Annotated in this window: 13 protein-coding genes; 8 read left to right on the top strand and 5 right to left on the bottom strand. The window is 73.0% G+C overall.

The features are described from left to right. Window positions 1-2: 2 nt before the first annotated feature. From purF to AOM01_RS06820, 5 genes are all read right to left on the bottom strand, one after another. Window positions 3-1,508 carry an amidophosphoribosyltransferase gene (gene purF / locus AOM01_RS06840; RefSeq protein WP_062290893.1) on the bottom strand — a complete coding sequence of 502 codons (1,506 nt, stop codon included), beginning with the start codon at window positions 1,506-1,508 and terminating at the stop codon, window positions 3-5. After that, a complete protein-coding gene (locus tag AOM01_RS06835; RefSeq protein WP_062290890.1) occupies window positions 1,505-1,819 on the bottom strand; it encodes a hypothetical protein in 315 nt (104 codons plus the stop codon). Before AOM01_RS06835 ends, purF begins: the two co-directional genes overlap by 4 nt. 151 nt (window positions 1,820-1,970) lie before the next feature. Beyond that, entirely contained in the window at window positions 1,971-2,912 is a 942-nt protein-coding gene (locus AOM01_RS06830; RefSeq protein ID WP_062290887.1) for a carbohydrate ABC transporter permease, read from the bottom strand. Then, the gene (locus AOM01_RS06825) at window positions 2,912-3,931 is read right to left on the bottom strand and encodes a carbohydrate ABC transporter permease (RefSeq protein ID WP_062291017.1); all 1,020 of its coding nucleotides are present in this window, start codon (window positions 3,929-3,931) and stop codon (window positions 2,912-2,914) included. Before AOM01_RS06825 ends, AOM01_RS06830 begins: the two co-directional genes overlap by 1 nt. A 72-nt stretch (window positions 3,932-4,003) precedes the next feature. After that, window positions 4,004-5,368: an ABC transporter substrate-binding protein gene (locus AOM01_RS06820; RefSeq protein WP_062290884.1), complete on the bottom strand. Its 1,365-nt coding sequence runs from the start codon at window positions 5,366-5,368 to the stop codon at window positions 4,004-4,006. Between the two features lie 280 nt (window positions 5,369-5,648). Between AOM01_RS06820 and AOM01_RS06815 the strand changes: the two genes are divergently transcribed. The 8 genes from AOM01_RS06815 (at window position 5,649) to AOM01_RS06780 (ending at window position 17,155) form a co-directional block, all read left to right on the top strand. Next, entirely contained in the window at window positions 5,649-6,437 is a 789-nt protein-coding gene (locus AOM01_RS06815) for a sensor histidine kinase (protein WP_062290882.1), read from the top strand. Further along, window positions 6,434-7,096: a response regulator gene (locus tag AOM01_RS06810; RefSeq protein ID WP_062290879.1), complete on the top strand. Its 663-nt coding sequence runs from the start codon at window positions 6,434-6,436 to the stop codon at window positions 7,094-7,096. The genes AOM01_RS06815 and AOM01_RS06810 overlap by 4 nt, the downstream gene beginning before the upstream one ends. Window positions 7,097-7,275: 179 nt before the next feature. Then, window positions 7,276-8,499: a serpin family protein gene (locus tag AOM01_RS06805; protein WP_062290877.1), complete on the top strand. Its 1,224-nt coding sequence runs from the start codon at window positions 7,276-7,278 to the stop codon at window positions 8,497-8,499. Window positions 8,500-8,579: 80 nt separating this feature from the next. Further along, entirely contained in the window at window positions 8,580-9,332 is a 753-nt protein-coding gene (locus AOM01_RS06800; protein ID WP_062290875.1) for an ABC transporter ATP-binding protein, read from the top strand. Next, a complete protein-coding gene (locus AOM01_RS06795) occupies window positions 9,329-11,128 on the top strand; it encodes a hypothetical protein (protein WP_062290872.1) in 1,800 nt (599 codons plus the stop codon). The genes AOM01_RS06800 and AOM01_RS06795 overlap by 4 nt, the downstream gene beginning before the upstream one ends. Then, window positions 11,125-12,984: an FtsX-like permease family protein gene (locus tag AOM01_RS06790; protein ID WP_062290869.1), complete on the top strand. Its 1,860-nt coding sequence runs from the start codon at window positions 11,125-11,127 to the stop codon at window positions 12,982-12,984. Before AOM01_RS06795 ends, AOM01_RS06790 begins: the two co-directional genes overlap by 4 nt. After that, a complete protein-coding gene (locus AOM01_RS06785; protein ID WP_062290866.1) occupies window positions 12,981-15,059 on the top strand; it encodes an FtsX-like permease family protein in 2,079 nt (692 codons plus the stop codon). The genes AOM01_RS06790 and AOM01_RS06785 overlap by 4 nt, the downstream gene beginning before the upstream one ends. Continuing rightward, window positions 15,056-17,155, top strand: coding sequence for an FtsX-like permease family protein (locus AOM01_RS06780; RefSeq protein WP_062290863.1), 2,100 nt, complete (start codon window positions 15,056-15,058; stop codon window positions 17,153-17,155). The genes AOM01_RS06785 and AOM01_RS06780 overlap by 4 nt, the downstream gene beginning before the upstream one ends. Window positions 17,156-17,203: the final 48 nt, after the last annotated feature.

The following is a 17,203-nucleotide window of genomic DNA, read 5'->3' as shown; positions in this document are numbered from 1 at the left end:
GGTCAGGCCTCCACGGGCTGCGACACCAGCAGGTGCCTGGCGTTCACGGGCGGGTCCACCGGGTATGTGCCGGTGAAGCACGCGGTGCACAGGCGGGACTCCGCCTGCTCCGTCGCGGCGAGCATGCCCTCGAGCGAGATGTAGCCGAGCGAGTCCGCGCCGATCTCGTCGCGGATCTCCTCGACCGCGTGACCCACCGCGGCGAGCTCGTCGCGGGTGGGGAAGTCGATGCCGTAGAAGCACGGCCACTGCACCGGAGGCGAGGAGATGCGCACGTGCACCGCGGCGGCGCCCGCCTCGCGCAGCATCGCGACCAGCGCGCGCTGGGTGTTGCCGCGCACGATCGAGTCGTCGACCACCACGAGACGCTGGCCGGCGATGACCTCGCGCAGCGGGTTGAGCTTGAGTCGGATGCCCAGCTGGCGCAGCGTCTGTGACGGCTGGATGAACGTGCGGCCCACGTAGGAGTTCTTCACCAGGCCCTGCGCGAAGGGGATGCCGGACGCCTGCGCGTAGCCGACGGCGGCGGGGGTGCCGGACTCGGGCACCGGGATCACCAGGTCCGCCTCGACGGGGTGCTCGCCCGCCAGCGTGCGCCCCATCGCCAGGCGCGCGGCCTGCACGGAACGCCCCGCGATGGTCGTGTCAGGTCGCGCGAGGTACACGTACTCGAAGATGCAGCCCTTGGGGTCGGCGTCGGCGAAGCGCCGCGAGCGCACGCCCGACTCGTCGATCACCAGGAGCTCGCCGGGCTCCACCTCGCGCACCAGCTGCGCGCCCACGATGTCGAGCGCGGCGGTCTCCGACGCGAGCACCCAGCCGCCGCTCTTGAGCTGGCCCAGCACCAGGGGCCGGAAGCCCTGAGGGTCGCGCGCTGCGTACATGCGGTGCTCGTCCATCCAGACGAAGCAGAAGGCGCCCTCGACCTGCGGCAGCAGGTCCATCGCGACGTCCTCGAGCGAGTCGAAGCCCTCGGCGCCCAGCAGCGCGGTCACGATCGCCGTATCCGTGCACTTGCCGCCCTTGAGGTCGAGGCGCTTCGCCATGCCCTCGCGCGCGATGAGCAGGTCGAGCAGCTCCTGCACGTTGGTGAGGTTGCCGTTGTGACCGAGCGCGATGGTGCCGTGCGCGGTGGGGCCCAGCGTGGGCTGCGCGTTCGCCCACACGGACGCGCCGGTGGTCGAGTAGCGGGTGTGACCCACGGCCATGTGGCCCTGGAGCGCCTCGAGGGCGCCCTCGTCGAACACCTGCGACACCAGGCCCATGTCCTTGAACACCAGGATGTTGTCGCCGTTGGAGGTCGCGATGCCCGCGGACTCCTGGCCGCGGTGCTGGAGCGCGTAGAGCCCGAAGTAGGCGAGCTTGGCGACCTCCTCGCCGGGGCCGAACACTCCGAACACGCCGCATTCGTCCTGCGCGGGACGCTCCCCCGGGAGGAGATCGTGGCCCAGGCGGCCGTCGCCGCGCCGGGCGGTCTGCGGGGTGCCGTCGAGGCGTCGCTCTCTCATCGGCCGGTCTCCGTTCGGGGGGACGATGCGCGGTCGAGGCTCGTGGCCACCGCGCCTCCGACCACGGCGCCGAGCAGGCACAGCCCGAGCGCCAGGACGAGGAACACCAGGAAGCGTCCCACGCCGGTCGAGTTGGGAAGGAAGGTCGCGAGGATCGCCGCGAGCAGGATGCCGCCGCCCACGCCGGTGCCGATGAAGCTGCCGAACCGCGGCGACCGCCTCACGGTCGCGGGTACGGCAATGCCGGCGAGGTCCGCCGGAAGCGGCTCGGGGACATCGGATGCGCTCTCGTGCGGGGGGAGGTCGCTCACGCGTCGATTCTAGGCGCTGGGCGTCCGGGCCAGGAACGGGAGGCGTGCACGCGGACCCGGCCGCCGCATCGTCCCTCGCCACGAGACGAGGCCGGGGGCCTCGCGACCCCCGACCTCTCCCCGGTCCCCCCTCCTGCCCGCCGACCCAGGGTCACCCCTTGGTCGAGCCGGCAAGCAGACCGCGGACGAAGTACCTCTGCAGCGAGAAGAACACGATGAGAGGCACGATGATCGACACGAACGCCGCGGCCGTGAGCAGCTGCCAGTCGGAGCCGCGGTCGCCCGCGAACTCGGCCAGGCGTTGCGTGAGCGGCGCCGTCTTGACGGTGCCGCCCGAGAACACGAGCGCGACCAGCAGGTCGTTCCATACCCACAGGAACTGGAAGATCGCGAGCGACGCGATCGCCGGCACGGACAGCGGCAGCACGATGCGGGTGAACGTCTGCGTGTGGCTCGAGCCGTCGACCTTGGCCGCCTCCATGACGTCCCGCGGGATCTCCGAGATGAAGTTGTGCAGCAAGAAGATCGCGAGCGGCAGTCCGAAGATCGTGTGCGCGACCCACACCGCGGCGAACGTGCCCGAGATGTCGATCCAGTCGTAGTTGAAGATCTTCAGCAGCGGGATGAGCGCCATCTGGAGCGGCACGATCTGCAGCGCGAACACCATCACGAACAGCCACGACGCGCCCTTGAACGGGATCCACGCGAACGCGTAGGCCGCCATGAGCGCGAGCGCGAGCACGAAGATCGTGGTCGGGATGGTGATGACGAACGAGTTGACGAAGTACGACCCGAGGCTCGCGGACGAGGCTCCGGACTCGAACAGGATGGTGTTGTAGTTGTCGAGCGTCCATCCCCAGTTCTCGAAGATGGTCCACCAGCCGGTGGTCTTGACCTCGCGCTCCGGGCGGAAGGACGAGATCGCGAGGCCGAATGTCGGGATGGTCCACAGGATCGCGATGACGATCGCGGCGGCGGTGGCGCCTCGCGAGGTGAGGCGCTGCTTGACGCGCTTGGCCTTGGGCTCCTCGGCGGCCGCGATGCCGCCGAGGTCCGCGTCGACCTCGGTGCGGGGCGGGGTGGGCGTGGACATCAGCGGACCTCCCTGTGCTGGCGCAGCGTCCGGACGTTGTAGACGATGATCGGGATCACCATGATGAAGAGCACCACCGCGAGCGCGGCACCGATCGCCGGCTGACCCAGCCGGAACGCTCTCGAGTACATCTCGTTGGCGATCACCGACGTCTCGAACTGGCCGCCGGTCATGGTGCGCACGATGTCGAAGACCTTGAGCGTCGCGATGGTGATGGTGGTCAGCACGACGACGAGCGCGCCACGGATCCACGGCACCGTGACCGACCAGAAGCGCTGCCAGCCGCTCGCGCCGTCGAGCGACGCGGCCTCGTGCAGCTCGGTCGGCACGCCCTTGATCGCGGCTGACAGGACCACCATCGCGAAGCCCGTCTGGATCCAGACGAACACGAGGATGAGGAAGAACGTGTTCCACGGCGGCACGTTGAGGAACTGATGCGGTGTCCCGCCCAGCCACACGAGCACCTGGTTGAGGAATCCGATCTGGTCGAAGCCCTCGGCGCGGTAGGTGTACATGAAGCCCCAGATGATGGACGCGCCCACCATCGAGATGGCCATCGGCATGAACACCAGCGACTTCAGGACCTTCTCGCCCTTCGAGCGGTCGATGAACACCGCGTACGCGAGGCCGATCGCGGTCGACGCGACCGGCACGATCAGCACCCAGATGACGGTGTTGCGCAGGACCGTGAGCATGGTCGGGTCGGTGAAGACCACCTGGAAGTTGTCGAGGCCCACGAACGTGCCCTCGCGGTCCGTGACCGACTGCCACATGGTCTGGATCGCGGGCCAGATGAGGCCCGTCGCCAGCAGCACCAGCGCGGGCGCCACGAACAGCGCGAGCTGGATGAAGTCGCGCCCCTTCTTCGGGGCGCGGTCGGCGAAGAACATGAGCAGGCCGACCACGGCGAGGAAGACGACGATCGCGATCAACGCGCCGCCCAGCTTGCTCCCCGCGTCGGCCCAGAAGTTGTCGCTGCTTCCGGCGAGCGACAGAGCCGGGACCGCCAGCGTCGACATCATCGTCGACTCCTCTCTCAGCAGGATGAGAGGGTGCCGGCCGGCAGCGCCGACCGGCACCCTCCCTTCACCTTACGGCCACGTGCTGTCGATGAACGAGGTCACATCGTCAGTGTCACGGGTGCCGTTGACCCAGTCGGTGATGCCGGTCCAGAAGGACGCGGCGCCCACGGCGGCCGGCATGAGGTCGGAGGCGTCGAACTTGAAGACGGTCTCCGGGTTCTGCAGGATCTCGATGGCCGCCTGGCCGATCGGCGAGCTGGCGTTCGCCGGGTCGAGACCGGTGTTGGCGGAGATGACGCCGCCGAGAGAGACGCGCTCGTTGGCCCACGTGTCCGAGGACATGAAGGTCTGCAGCGCGACGGTCGCGGGGTCGGAGTCGAACGCGGCGACGAACTCGCCACCACCGGTGACGCCCGCCGGGTCACCCTCGGCCATCGGCGGGGTGAGGAACGCCCACACGTCGCCGTCCTCGGCCACCACGGTGCCCTCGGGCCACTGAGCCTCGTAGAAGGAGGCCTGGTGGTGCATCGAGCAGTTGCCGTCGAGGATCGGCAGGCCGCCGTCGTTGAACGACGTCGAGATGATCGACTCGGGACCGCCGAAGCCGCCGTTGACGTAGTCGGGGTTGAGCGCGATCTCGCCGAACGTGTCGAACGCCTGCTTGATCTCGTCGGAGGAGAACTTCACCTCACCCGCGACCCACTGGTCGTAGACCTCGGCGCCCGACTGGCGCAGGACGATGTCCTCGATCCAGTCCGTGCCCGGCCAGCCCGTCGCGTCGCCCGACTCGAAGCCGATGCACCACGGACGGTACTGCGGGTTGTCGGCGGAGCGTGCCGACATCTCGTCGGTGAGCGCCATCATCTCGTCCCACGTGGTGGGGACCTCGTAGCCGTTGTCGGCGAAGTCGGTGGGCGAGTACCAGACCCAGCCCTTGACGGAGGCCATGAGCGGGGCGGCGTAGAACGTCCCGTCGAACGTGCCGTACTCCTTCCAGCTCTCCGACCAGAACTCGTCGACGTTGGCCTCGACGGCCTCGGGAGCCGCCATGACGGCGCCGCCCTCGACCAGTCGCTGGAGCAGACCGGGCTGCGGGATGATCGCGAGGTTCGGCGGGTCGCCGGCCTCGACGCGGACGTTGATCTGGGTCTCGAACTCCTGGGTGCCCACGTAGTCGACGGAGATGCCGGTGCACTCCTCGAACTTCGCGAACGAGGTGACCAGATCGTCAGCCTCCTGCTCCTGGATGGTCGAGTAGACCTGGACGGTCTCGCCGTCGTGCGTGCCGTAGGCCGCGTAGTCCTCGCAGCCCTCCGCCATGGCGCCGCCCGAGCCGCCGTCCGAGGGCTCGTCGTCGGATCCGCCGGAACAGCCGGCGAGAACGAGGCCGCTCACCGCGAGCGCGGTGATCGGCAGTGCGAATCGTCGATTCATGGGTACTGCGCCTCCTCTTCGTTGAGTTGCGCCCGTGCGCACCGCTGACGACGGCACCCACGGAGCCGCGCCCGAGTCGAAGAAGAGACCGCATCCGCATCGACGCAAGCGCTTGCATCGAACGTAGCCCGCGGGCGGGTCACCCGCAACCGGTGTCGCCGGAGCGCCTCACAATCGTTACCGGGGCGTGACCTGGGACGATGCGCGGGGCACCCCGTGCCGCCTGTCGCGGGAGAGCGCTCTCCCTGGCATCGTGCCGGAGGGCCGTACAGTGAGCGCCATGACGTGGGTGGCGTGGGGGCTCGCGGCCGTCGCGACGGCGGTCGCCATCGCGCTTGCCGTGCGCCTCGCGATGCAGCGGCGCCGCTTCGCGGCGCTCGCGGAGTCGAGCGCGTCGGAGGGCGCCGCGGCCCTCGCGCTCGCCGCCTCGAACGAGCGCGCCCGCATCGCGCGCGAGATGCACGACGTGGTCGCCCACACGCTCTCCGTGGTGGTCGCGCAGGCGGACGGCGGACGCTTCGCCGGCCGCACGGATCCCGCCGCCGCGTTGTCCAGCCTCGACACCATCGCGGACGTCAGCCGCTCCGCGCTCGCGGAGATGCGGGCGCTGCTCGGCGTGCTGCGCGACGGCGACGGCGACGCCGCGCTGGGCCCGCAGCCCTCCCTCACCGACATCCCCGCCCTGGTCGCACAGATGCGCGAGGGCGGCCTCGAGGTCTCGTACGTCACCACCGGGACCCCACGCCCGCTGCCGATCGGAGCGGGCCTGGCGGCCTACCGCATCGTCCAGGAGGCCCTCACGAACGTGCTCAAGCACGCCGGCCCGCGCGTCACCGCGTTCGTGCAGCTGCGGTGGGAGGACGATGCGCTGACCGCGGCCGTCTCCGACGACGGCCGGGGCGCGGCCGCCCGCGGCGACGGCGCCGGGCTGGGCATCGCGGGGATGGCCGAGCGGGCGACCGTGTTCGGCGGGACGCTGACGGCGGGGCCGCGCGCCGGCGGCGGCTTCCTGGTGCGCGCGCGGCTGCCGCTCACCCCCCGCGCGCTTCCCGTGAAGGAGGACGCATGATCAGGGTCGCGCTGGTCGACGACCAGCAGCTCATCCGCGCCGGCTTCCGCATGGTGGTCGACTCGCAGGAGGACATGACCGTCGTGACGGAGGCGGGCGACGGTGCCGCGGCCGTGTCCGCGCTCGCCGCGCTCGACCCGCCCGCGGACGTCGCGCTCGTCGACGTGCGGATGCCCGGCATGGACGGGATCGCCGCGTGCGAGGCCATCACCGGGTCCTCCGCGACCCGGGTCATCATCCTCACCACGTTCGACCTCGACGAGTACGTCATGGCCGCCATCCGGGCGGGCGCCTCCGGGTTCCTGCTCAAGGACGCGCCGCCCGAGGACCTGCTCGCGGCCGTGCGGACCGTGCACGCGGGCGACGCGGTGATCGCGCCGTCCTCGACGCGGCGGCTGCTCGAGCGCGTCGCGGCGCTGCCCGAGCCGGTCGACGACGCGCGGCTCGCGTCGCTGACGGAACGGGAGCGCGAGGTGCTCGCCCTGATGGCGCGCGGGCTGTCGAACCAGGAGATCTGCGCGGCGCTGTTCCTCGCGGAGCCGACCGTGAAGACGCACGTGGGTCGGGTGCTCGCGAAGCTGGGCGCGCGCGACCGGGTGCAGGCGGTGGTGATCGCCCACCAGGCCGGCCTCGCCGGACGCCCCTCCACACAGTCGTGACACTGATCCACCCGATGCCCTCGATGTGTGCGTCAACATGTTCGGATCAGCCAGGTTCTGGTGAGTCGTGTGTGGATGAGTGCACGCGGGGAACCCAACGTTCGGAGGCTCGGATGCGTCCTTCCCGTATGAGAGCCGCGCTGGGGGTCGCTGTCGGAGGCCTGCTGTTGGCTGGGTGCATGATCGCGCCCTCCACCGTGCCCGTGCCCGACCCGGCGCCCACGTTCGACCGCCCGGAGCCCACGCCCGCCGCCGCCGTACCGCTCGCGGAGTCGCTCAACGACGCCGGCCTCAGCATCTTCCGCGCCGCCGCGGGTGACGAGAACCTCGCGATCTCGCCCGTGTCGATCGGTGTGGCGTTCGCGATGGTCGACGCCGGCGCGTCGGGACCCGTGGACGCCGCCCTCGATCAGCTGTTCGCCTACCCCGCCGAGGGCGAGGAGTTGCTGAGCGCGTTCAACTCGCTCGACCAGGAGGTGTCGAGCGAGGCGGGCGAGGGCGGACCCACGGTCGATGGCGAGACGGTCGACCTGCCCATCGTGCGGATCGGCAACTCGGCCTGGTTCGAGGAGACGTTCACGCCCGACCCCGGGTACGTCGACACGGTCCAGACCTGGTTCGGGGCCGAGACCCAGGGCCTCCCGCTGCTCGAGGACCCCGCAGGCTCGCGCGAGGCCATCGACGGGTGGGTGAAGGAGCGCACCGCGGGCCTCATCCCGCGAGTGATGCCGGAGAGCCTCCCGGACCAGTACACGCGATTCATCCTGGTCACCACCGTCTATCTCAAGGCGCAGTGGTGGGCGCCGTTCTTCGAGGCCGGCACCCACCCGGAGCGCTTCACGACCCTCGATGGCCGCAGCGGCGGCACCGTGGACCTCATGACGGTGGGCGCGGACGTCGACTACGTCCTCGCCGAGGACTACGACGCCGCCGTGCTCCCCTATGTGGGCGACCTCGAGATGGCGCTCATCGTCCCGCACGAGGGCGAGTTCGAGGCCGTCCGCGACGGCCTCGACGCCGCGGCGCTGGCCGCGCTCGACGCCGCACGCGCCCCCGGCCACGTCTACGTGCGCATGCCGCGCTTCGAGTCCGAGTCGAGCGTCGACCTGCGCGACGTCATCGGCGACCGGATGGGGGTCGACGGGCTGTTCGGCACCATCGGGCTCGACGGCATCGGCCGCGATCTCGAGGTGGGTGCCGCCGTCCACGCCACCAAGGTGATCGTCGACGAGGACGGCACCGAGGCCGCCGCCGCGACCGTGGTCGAGGGCGCCGCGGGCGCGGCACCGCCGGAGTTCGACGCGGAGATCATCGCCGACCGCCCGTTCCTCTACGTCATCCGCGACACCGCCACCGGCGCGATCCTGTTCGTGGGCCAGTACCTAGATCCCGCCGGTGAGTGACGCGTCATACCTGGGTATCACCCCAGAACGGTGCGGGAGGACGATGCGCGGGCCGGCCCTGCGCCGATAGTTTCGCTGGCATGGACATCCGGGGGGACGTCCCGCTCGCCCTGAGGGCGCGCGGGCTGACCAAGACCTACGGCCGCGGCGATGCGGCCGTCACCGCCGTCGATCACGTGGATCTCGACGTCCCTGCGGGGGTGCTCACCGCCGTCATGGGGCCGTCCGGCTCGGGCAAGACCACGCTGGTGCACCTGCTCGCAGGGCTCGACCGTCCCGACGGCGGCCAGGTGTGGGTGGGCGAGGACGAGATCACCGCGATGCGCGACAAGCAGCTCGCGAAGGTGCGCGGGCGCATCGTCGGCTTCGTGTTCCAGGGCTTCAACCTCCTGCAGACCATGACGGCGCGCGAGAACATCGTGCTGCCGCTGCGGCTCAACGCGCTCCCGGCCGACGACGCGTGGCTCGACTCGCTCATCGAGATGCTCGGCATCGGGCGCGAGCTCGACCGCCGGCCCTACGAGATGTCGGGCGGACAGCAGCAGCGCGTGGCCATCGCCCGTGCGCTCATCACCCGCCCGAGGATCGTGCTCGCCGACGAGCCCACCGGCAACCTCGACACCCACGCGAGCGCGGAGATCCTCGCGCACCTGCGGCAGTCGTGCCGCGAGCTCGGGCAATCGGTGGTGATGGTCACCCACGACCCCACCGCGGCGTCCTATGCAGGCCGCGTGCTGCTGTTCGCGGACGGCAAGGTCGCCGGCCACGTCACCGATCCGACGCCGGAGGCCGTGCTGGCCGGGCTCGACGCGCTGGCGGGGGTGGAGCGATGAGGGGCGTCGCCGCGTTCGTCACGGGCGTGGCGATGGCCGCCGTGATGGCGCTGTCGCTGCCGTGGCAGCTCGAGGAGTGCGCGGACGTCTGCGGGATGGCGCAGGAGCGGCTCAACTGGATCTCCGTGGGCGCGATCCTCATCTACGCGGCTATCCCCCTCGCACTGCTCACCGCGATCCTCACGTGGACGCTCGGGGTCCGGTCCGCGTCCCCGCACGAGGCGGCCGTGCGTGCAGCCCTGGGCGAGGCGGCGCACGCGGGGACGATGCGCGCGGGCCTCACCGGCCTGCGCGACGGCCTCGCGGTGGGCGCGGCCGCCTACGCGATCGCCGGTGCCATCCACGTCGCGCTCGAGACCACCCGCGGCTGGGAGCCGTTCTCGACCGACCATCTGTTCTGGGCGCTGCGCGCCATCGAGGCGCTGCTGATCGCGCTGTCGCTCGCGCTCGCCCACGTGCTCTCCGCGTGGCGGCCCGCGAAGACGCCGGTCGAGCGTCTCCGCGAGGACGTCGCGGCGATGCGCCCGGTGCGCGTCGGGCGCCGTGCCGCGTGGATCGGCGGTGCGGGCGCGATCGCCGCGGGCGTGGTCGTGGGCCTCGCGTGGGGCGGTGGCACCGAGCCGGCCTTCATCGCCACCAACGCCGCGGGCATCGCGTGGGCCGTCGCCTGGGTCGCCTGCATCGCGTTCGGGCTCGCGGTGATCCTGCCGTGGGCGCGCGGCACCGCTCCGCGGTTCGTGGCGCTCGCCGCCGCCCTTGCGGAAGGTGCGGGGGCACCCAGGTTGGCGGCGGTGCTGGCCGCCCGCGCATCGTCCCCCACCCAGGCGACCGGACGCACGGTCCTAGCGGTCGGCGGCATCGCGTTCGCGCTCGCCGCGCTGCTGACCGCACCGACCGGTGTGGTGCAGTCCGACCGGATCGTGCTCACCATGAGCGTGGCGCCCGACGCGGGCGACCTGCGCGACCGCATCGCGGCCGTCGACGGGGTGGAGCGTGTGGTCGTGGGCGACGCGCTCACCACAGTCGACGACGCGCGCACGATCGTCGCGGTCGACCCGACGGACCTGCGCGGCATCGACGACGCGCTCGCCGACGCGCTCGAAGCCCACCCCGACGCGGTGGTCGCGAACACGACCAACGTGCTCGACGTCACCACCGCAAGCTTCCGGCCCGACGGCGTGGTGCCGCTCGCGGACGGCTGGTACGCGTACGCCGCGGCCGGGGCGAGCGAGTCGCCGCCGCTCGGCACGGCCTACGTGGTCTACGCGGAGGAGGGTGCGGACAAGGTCGCGATCGACCGCGCCGTGGGCGGGATCCCCTCGGACGCGTCATGGAGCTCGTCGACCTCGACCGCGGGGGCGCAGGAGGTGCCCGCCGGCTACGTGTGGGCCGGCATCGTGCTCGCCCTCATCCTGACCCCGGTCGCCGCGGGCGCGGTCAAGGCCGGGTCGCGCGAGGCGGCGACGCTCGCCGCGCTCGGTGTCGAGCCCCGCATCCTGCGGTGGGCGCTGGTGGTCGAGGGCGCCGTGGTCGGGTCGGTCGCGGTCGCGGCCGGGATGTCCGCCGGCGTGCTCACCCGCATGACCATGAGCATGGTCGGCGCGGCGCGCCACTCGCTCACCGGGGTCATCACGGACTCCTACCCGGGTCTCGCGCTGAGCTCCGTGCCCTGGGGCTACGCGGTGTGGTGGGGCGCGCTGATCCTGGGCGTCTTCACCGCGGTGACCGCGATCGCGGCCGCCGCGGCACACCTCGATACCCCGGCCGAGGCCCTCAGGGAAGGGGCGGCACGATGAGGAACGCGGCATCCTGGGCGATCGCGGTGGCGGGCGTCACGCTCGGGCTCCTCGCGCCCCCGGTGTGGCAGCCGCTCCTCGGCGATGGCGCCTTCATCCCGATGGCGACCGCGGTCACGGTGCCGCTGCTGATCGCACTCATCGCGACGGTCACCGGCACCCTGCGCGCCGGCTTCCTGGCGACCCGGCGCGCGGAGCTCGCGTCCCGCCGCGCGCTCGGGCAGGCACGCGGTGCGCTGATCGCCGCCGCGGCGGGTCGCGGCGCGCTCGCCGGGGCCGTGTGGGGCCTGGGCTCGCTGCTCGCCGGCTCGGTGACGCGGCAGCTCATCACCGGGTTCGGCGCGGGCGGCCCCGACTGGTACGCGCTGCAGGTGCTGGCCTGGTTCTGGGTGGCGCTCGCGGCGGGCGCCTCGCTCGGCTGGGCCGTCGCGGCCCGCTGGGCCACGCGACCGTCGCGTGGGGACGATGCGCCCGTCGCCTCCCGCCGCCGCCTCCGGTGGTCGTGGGTCGCAGTCGCGCTGGCGGTGCTCCCGCTCGCGAGCCTCGCGCTCGGCTGGCCCGCGTACCCGTACACGCCCGTCGAGACCGCCGTCGGGATCGTGCTCGCGATCGGCACGTACCTGGCCATCCCCGCGCTCCTGGTGACGTGGGGCGCGGCGCTGGGCGTGCGCATCGTCGCTCGTGTCGCCGGGTGGCTCGGACGTGGCGCGTCGCCCGCTCACGCCCGGGCCCTCGCCGCGGACGCGCTGACCCGGCCGGCGCCGCTGCGTGCCGCCGCCGTCGGCGCCATCGGGCTCGTGGTCGCGGTCGCGACCGGGGCAAGCGTGATGGTCAACGGGCTCGCGGAGCGCAACGCGATCGCCGAGGCCCTGGTCCCCGACGCCGTGGTGGCGACGGTACCCACGCTGGTGATCGACCCGGAGGTCGCGCCCGGCGCGGCCGAGGCGGGGTGGGCGCCTGCCCTGGACCCGCGCATCGTCGCGTCTCTCGAGGCCGACCCACGGCTCACGGTGGTGCGGGCGGCGGCTCTGTCCACCGACGGCACGACCGTGCCGGGCGCGGAGATCGACGAGTTCATCCCCGCGGACACGCTGCTGGCGGTCGAGCTCGCGGCGCTGGACGGCGTCGACCCGGTCGGGCTGCGTCCGACGTTCCTCGACGCCGGCGTCGCCATCGGGTACGGGCCCGCGGTGATGCGGGTCGGGGACGTCACCGCCGCGGTTGCGTCCCCGTCGCAGCCCGCGCCGTTCGCGGGGGTCGAGCTCGGGTGGGCCGAGGAGACGTTCGGGCCCGCGGAGACCTCGGCCGTGCTGGTCTACGGGCACGACGTCGAGGCGGTGCTCGCGGAGCACGACCTCGGGGATGCGATGGTCTCCGAGCGCAACGGCGACAACTGGGGCGGCACCACGCGCATCGACGCGCGCGGGCTCCTGACCGTCGCGGGCCCGTTCCTGCTGGGCGCCGTCGCGATCGTCGTGGTGCTCGCCGGGGCGACGCAGCGGCTGCGGTGGCGCGAGCACGCGACGCTCGTCGCGCTGGGCGCCCTGCGAGGGACGATGCGCGGGGCGGCGGCGCTCGAGGCCGCCGTGGTCACCGGCGTGGGAGCGGCGCTCGGGCTGGTCGCGGGCGCCGTGATCGGGCTCGGGCTCTCCGCCGCGGGCGGTGCCGGTGGGTTCGCGATCCGGGCGTGGAACGTGGGCTTCGACGTCGCGCAGGCGCCGTGGGCGGCGCTCGTGGCGCTCGCCGTGGTCACCACGGGGCTCGCGGCCGGGCTCGCGGCGCTCGTGCGGGTGCGGGCCGACCGCTCCTCCCCGGCGGAGCAGCTGCGCGAGGCGGAGAAGGAGGGCGTCGCGTGATCGGCAAGCTGATGCGCGAACAGGCGCGGGCGCATCGCGCCTACCTGGCCTGGACGGCGGCGCTGCTGACGCTCGCGGTCACGCTGGTCGCGTGGGCCACGCTCGACGCGCTGCAGCAGCGCGCCATCCTGGACCATGCCGCGGCAGCCTACGGCGGGACGGGCGCCTCGACGGCGTCGGTCACCGTGGGCACGGCGACCGACGCCGACCTCACCCGCGAGGAGCTGGAATCGCTGCTCGAGGGGGCCGCGGCGCGCGGCTCCGAACCGGCCGCCGTCCACCAGGCATGGGACCTCGCGATCGAGACGGAGGACCACGCGGTGTCCACCACCTGGGAGAACCTCAACTCGATCGTGGGGCTCACGGGCGCGATCGATGAGGACGCGATCCTGCTCGACGGGGCACTGCCGTCAGACGGGGAGATCGCCGTCGACGCGGGCTGGGCGGCGCACGCGCTCGTCGGCATCGGGGACACCGTGGTCGTGACCGGCGCGCGGTGGTCGGAGGACTACGAGGTCCTCGGCAGGCGCACGGTGTCGGGGCTCCTCCGCACCGGCGTCGACGGACGCTACTCGCTGGTGCCGTACGCGGCGGTCCTCGCCTGGGACGACTCGTTCGCGATCGAGGCGGCCGGCGACGCCGAGCTCTACGGCGACGATGCTCCAGCGCTCGACATGGCCGCGATCGAGGTGACGACCCGGCACCCGGACCCCGCTGTCGACGCGGCGGGCTGGCGATTCTCGCCGTGGATGGGAGATATCGAGCCCGGGGCGCTGCTGTTGGCCTCGCTGACGGCCGTGGTGCTCGTGCTCGGCATGGTAGGACTCGCGTTCGCGGCGGGACGTGCCCAGGCGGCGTCGCGGGCGCAGTGGCTCGCGACGGCCCGGGTGCTCGGCGCGCGGCGTGCGCAGGTGGTGCTCGCCTCGCTCGCCGAGCTCGGCGTCGTCGGACTCGTCGCCGGCGTGGCGGGCACCGCGCTGGGGCTCGGCGTCCACGCCGCGATGTACGCCGCGCTGGTCGCGGCGAATCCGGCGGCGCTGATGCCCGACTCGATCGCGGTGCCCGGGTGGTTCATCCCCGCCAGCGTGGGGCTCGGGGTGCTGCTCTCGCTCGTGCTCGGCGCGATCCCCGCGTTCTGGGCGACGCGCGTGGCACCGGTGGCGGCGCTCAAGCCCGTGACGCCCGTGACCGAGGCCGAGGTCTCCCGGCGCATCTCAGCCGCATGGATCTACGGGCTCTGGATCCTCCTCTCTGTCGCGCTGGTGCTCTCGGCTCAGACGGGCGAGGGCCCGGGGGGCCAATCGTCGTGGCTGTGGATCGTGTGGGGCGTGGGTGTCGCATGGGCGATCGCGACGGTGGCGATGCTCGTCGAGCTGTGCCGAGCGGTCGTGGGCGTCCTGGGGAGGCGGCTGTCACGGTCGCGGCGGCCGTGGCTGCTCGCTGCCGGGGATGCCTTGCGCGGGCGGCCACGTCAGGCGGCGGTACCCGCGGCCGTCCTGGCGGTGGCGACCCTCGCGCTGAGCGTGGCCGCGACGTGGATGGCGCTCACCGCATGGACGGACGCGATCGACCTGGGGCGCGAGGACTCGCCGTGGTGGCGCATGTCGCCGACCCTGTACCCGAGCCAGTCCGACGGAGGCATCCTCCTCGTCGGCTCCGCGTCGACCCTCGCGGTGCTGGTGCTCGCCTCCTTCGCGACGTTCGCCGCGTCGCGGCAGGCTGCATCCGCGGATCACGAGGCGCGCGAGGCGCTCGGGCTCTCGGCGCTCGACGCGCGGCTCGCGTCCGCCGTGCAGTTCGCGGCGCCTCTGCTCGCCGGCCTGGGGGTCGGACTGGTGCTCGGAGCCGCCGCGGCGGTGGGCACCTTCCGCTACCAGGTTCCCGTCGGCGGCTGGCAGGACGGCGTGGTCGAGACGACGCTCGGCGACTGGGCGTGGGCGCTGACGCATCTCGGCCATGCCTTGGTCCCGCTGGGCATGGTGGCCCTGTTGGGCGTGGTGCCGATCCTGCTGGGCGCCGCTGGCGCCGCGGCACTGGTCCGCGCGAGCACTCTGGCGATGGCGGACGCGCGGTGATCGGCCGGCTCATGCGCGAGCAGGCGCGGGCGCATCGGGGCTACCTGGCGTGGACGGCCCTGTTCACCGCCATCACCGTGGCGCTCGCCGGGTTCGTGGCGATCACCGCGACGCAGCAGATGCGGCTTGAACGGCACGCCATCGATACGTTCGGGCTGGGGGGCGAATGGAGCCGCACCCTGGTCGTCGGCGCGGACTACGACGGCCTCGACAACGCGGTGAGCTGGGAGGAGCTCGGCTCGACCCTCGACGCCGCGGATGCCGAGGGTGCGCAGACCGCCGCGATGCAGACGCTCGACCTGCTTGCGCTGCGCGCGGTCGACGTCGACGCGACGCCGGACGAGGCGCTCAGCACGTGGTGGGGCGAACGCGGGCTCGTGGGCGTGCGCGGCGTCGTCGACTGGGAGGCGGTCCTGCTGTCGGGCGCGGCGCCGCGCCCGGGCGGAGTGGCGGTGGACGCGGACTGGGCCGCGTCGCTGGGCTTGGGGATCGGCGACCGCGTCGACGTGGTCGTCGACGTCTGGGACGGCGACGTGCAGACGACGACCGACCTCACGCGCCTCACGGTGGCGGGACTGCTGCGCCCGTCCGGCCATGGCCGCTACGACCTCTCCCTCCCGGTCGCCGTTCTCGACTGGGATGACGCGCTCGCCTCGCGTGCCGGCGCCGCAGACCTCCTCGACGTCGGGGCCGACGACGGCCTCGCGGATATCGGCGCCGTGCACGCGACCGCCGCGCTCGACGCGATCCCGGGCTGGCCCGGCCGGCCCTGGTTCGGCGCCACCAACGAGGTCGTGCTCCCCTCCGTGCTGCTGCTCGCCGCGATGCTGCTCGCGACCGGCATGATCGGGATGGCCTTCGCCGCGGGCCGCGCGCAGGCGCAGTCGCGCTCGCATTGGGTCGCGACCGCGCGGGCGCTCGGCGCACGCCGTTCGACCCTCGCGTGGGCCGCCGTCGCGGAGGCTGCGGCCGTGGGCATGGTCGCCGGGCTCGCCGGGCTGGGCGCCGCGTGGGCGCTCGCCGCGCTCGACTGGAGCGCGTTCGCCGCGGCGAACGCCGACGCGCTGCTTCCGGCCGGTCCGGTGCCGGCTCGATGGGTTCTCTGCGGCGCGCTCGCGCTGGCGACCGCCCTCTCCACCATCGTCGGAGCGATCCCCGCCTTCTGGGCGATGCGCATCACGCCCGCCTCGGCCCTCAAGCCCGTCGCACCCCTCACCACCTCACCACCGCGGAGGCGGCTGCGTCTCGGGTGGCTCATCCTCGTGTGGGTGCCCGCGCTCGGGTACTCCGCGTATCAGGGACGGCTGTACTACGAGCTGCCGCTCGAGGGCTTCCGATGGCCGTGGTTGGTCTTCCCTCTCACCGGGGCGCTGACCCTGGCGGTGGCGGCGACGTACGCGCGACGCGTGGTCGACCGCGCTTCCCGCAGGCTGGCGGCGTCGGCCCGTCCCTGGGCGCTCAGCGCCGCGCACGCGCTGGTGTCGCGTCCGCGCCAGGCCGCAGGGCCCGCGACGGTCTTCGCCCTGGTCGCGAGCGCGTTCGGCTGGTTCATCACCCAACAGGCGCTGATCAACTGGGCTCAGTACGGCTCGGGCATCCCGTCCTGGCTACCCGAGCCGCTGCGGTCCGACGCGATGGTGGCACCGACGGGCTGGGACGGCCGACCGTTGTACGCGCTCGCGGCCCTCGTCTTCGCGCTGCTCACCGCGGTCGCGTTCGGCACCGCCATCGCCGGCTCGGCCGCCCACCGGGGCGACCGGCAGGCACGGACGGCGATGGGCCTCTCGCACGGCGCCGCGCGGCTCGCCGGTGCCGTCGAGTTCGCATTGCCGCTCGCGGTGGGCACGCTCGCGGGGATCACGGTGGGCTTCGTCGCCGCGGTCGGAGCGTTCGGCGGGAGCACGCCCGACACGAGCTTCGGCCTCTCCCAAGCCTCCGGCGCCTTCACGGACGTCGGCCCGCTCTGGGCGCTCGTGCATGCCTCGCACGCGCTGCTGCCCGCGGTGATGATGACCGGCATCGCGATCGGATGGATCTCGCTGGGCGCAGCGGCGCTCGCCGCGACTGTCCGCGCGCGAGCGACGGTCACGGCCTGAGCCGTCGGCGCCCGCGGGTCGACCACCGGGACCGACGGGCGGCGCAAG

It is taken from the genome of Demequina phytophila, from assembly GCF_000971135.1.
Taxonomy (GTDB): domain Bacteria; phylum Actinomycetota; class Actinomycetes; order Actinomycetales; family Demequinaceae; genus Demequina; species Demequina phytophila.
Note: the sequence above shows the minus strand (reverse complement) of the source record. Positions and strands in the feature narration are given on the sequence as shown.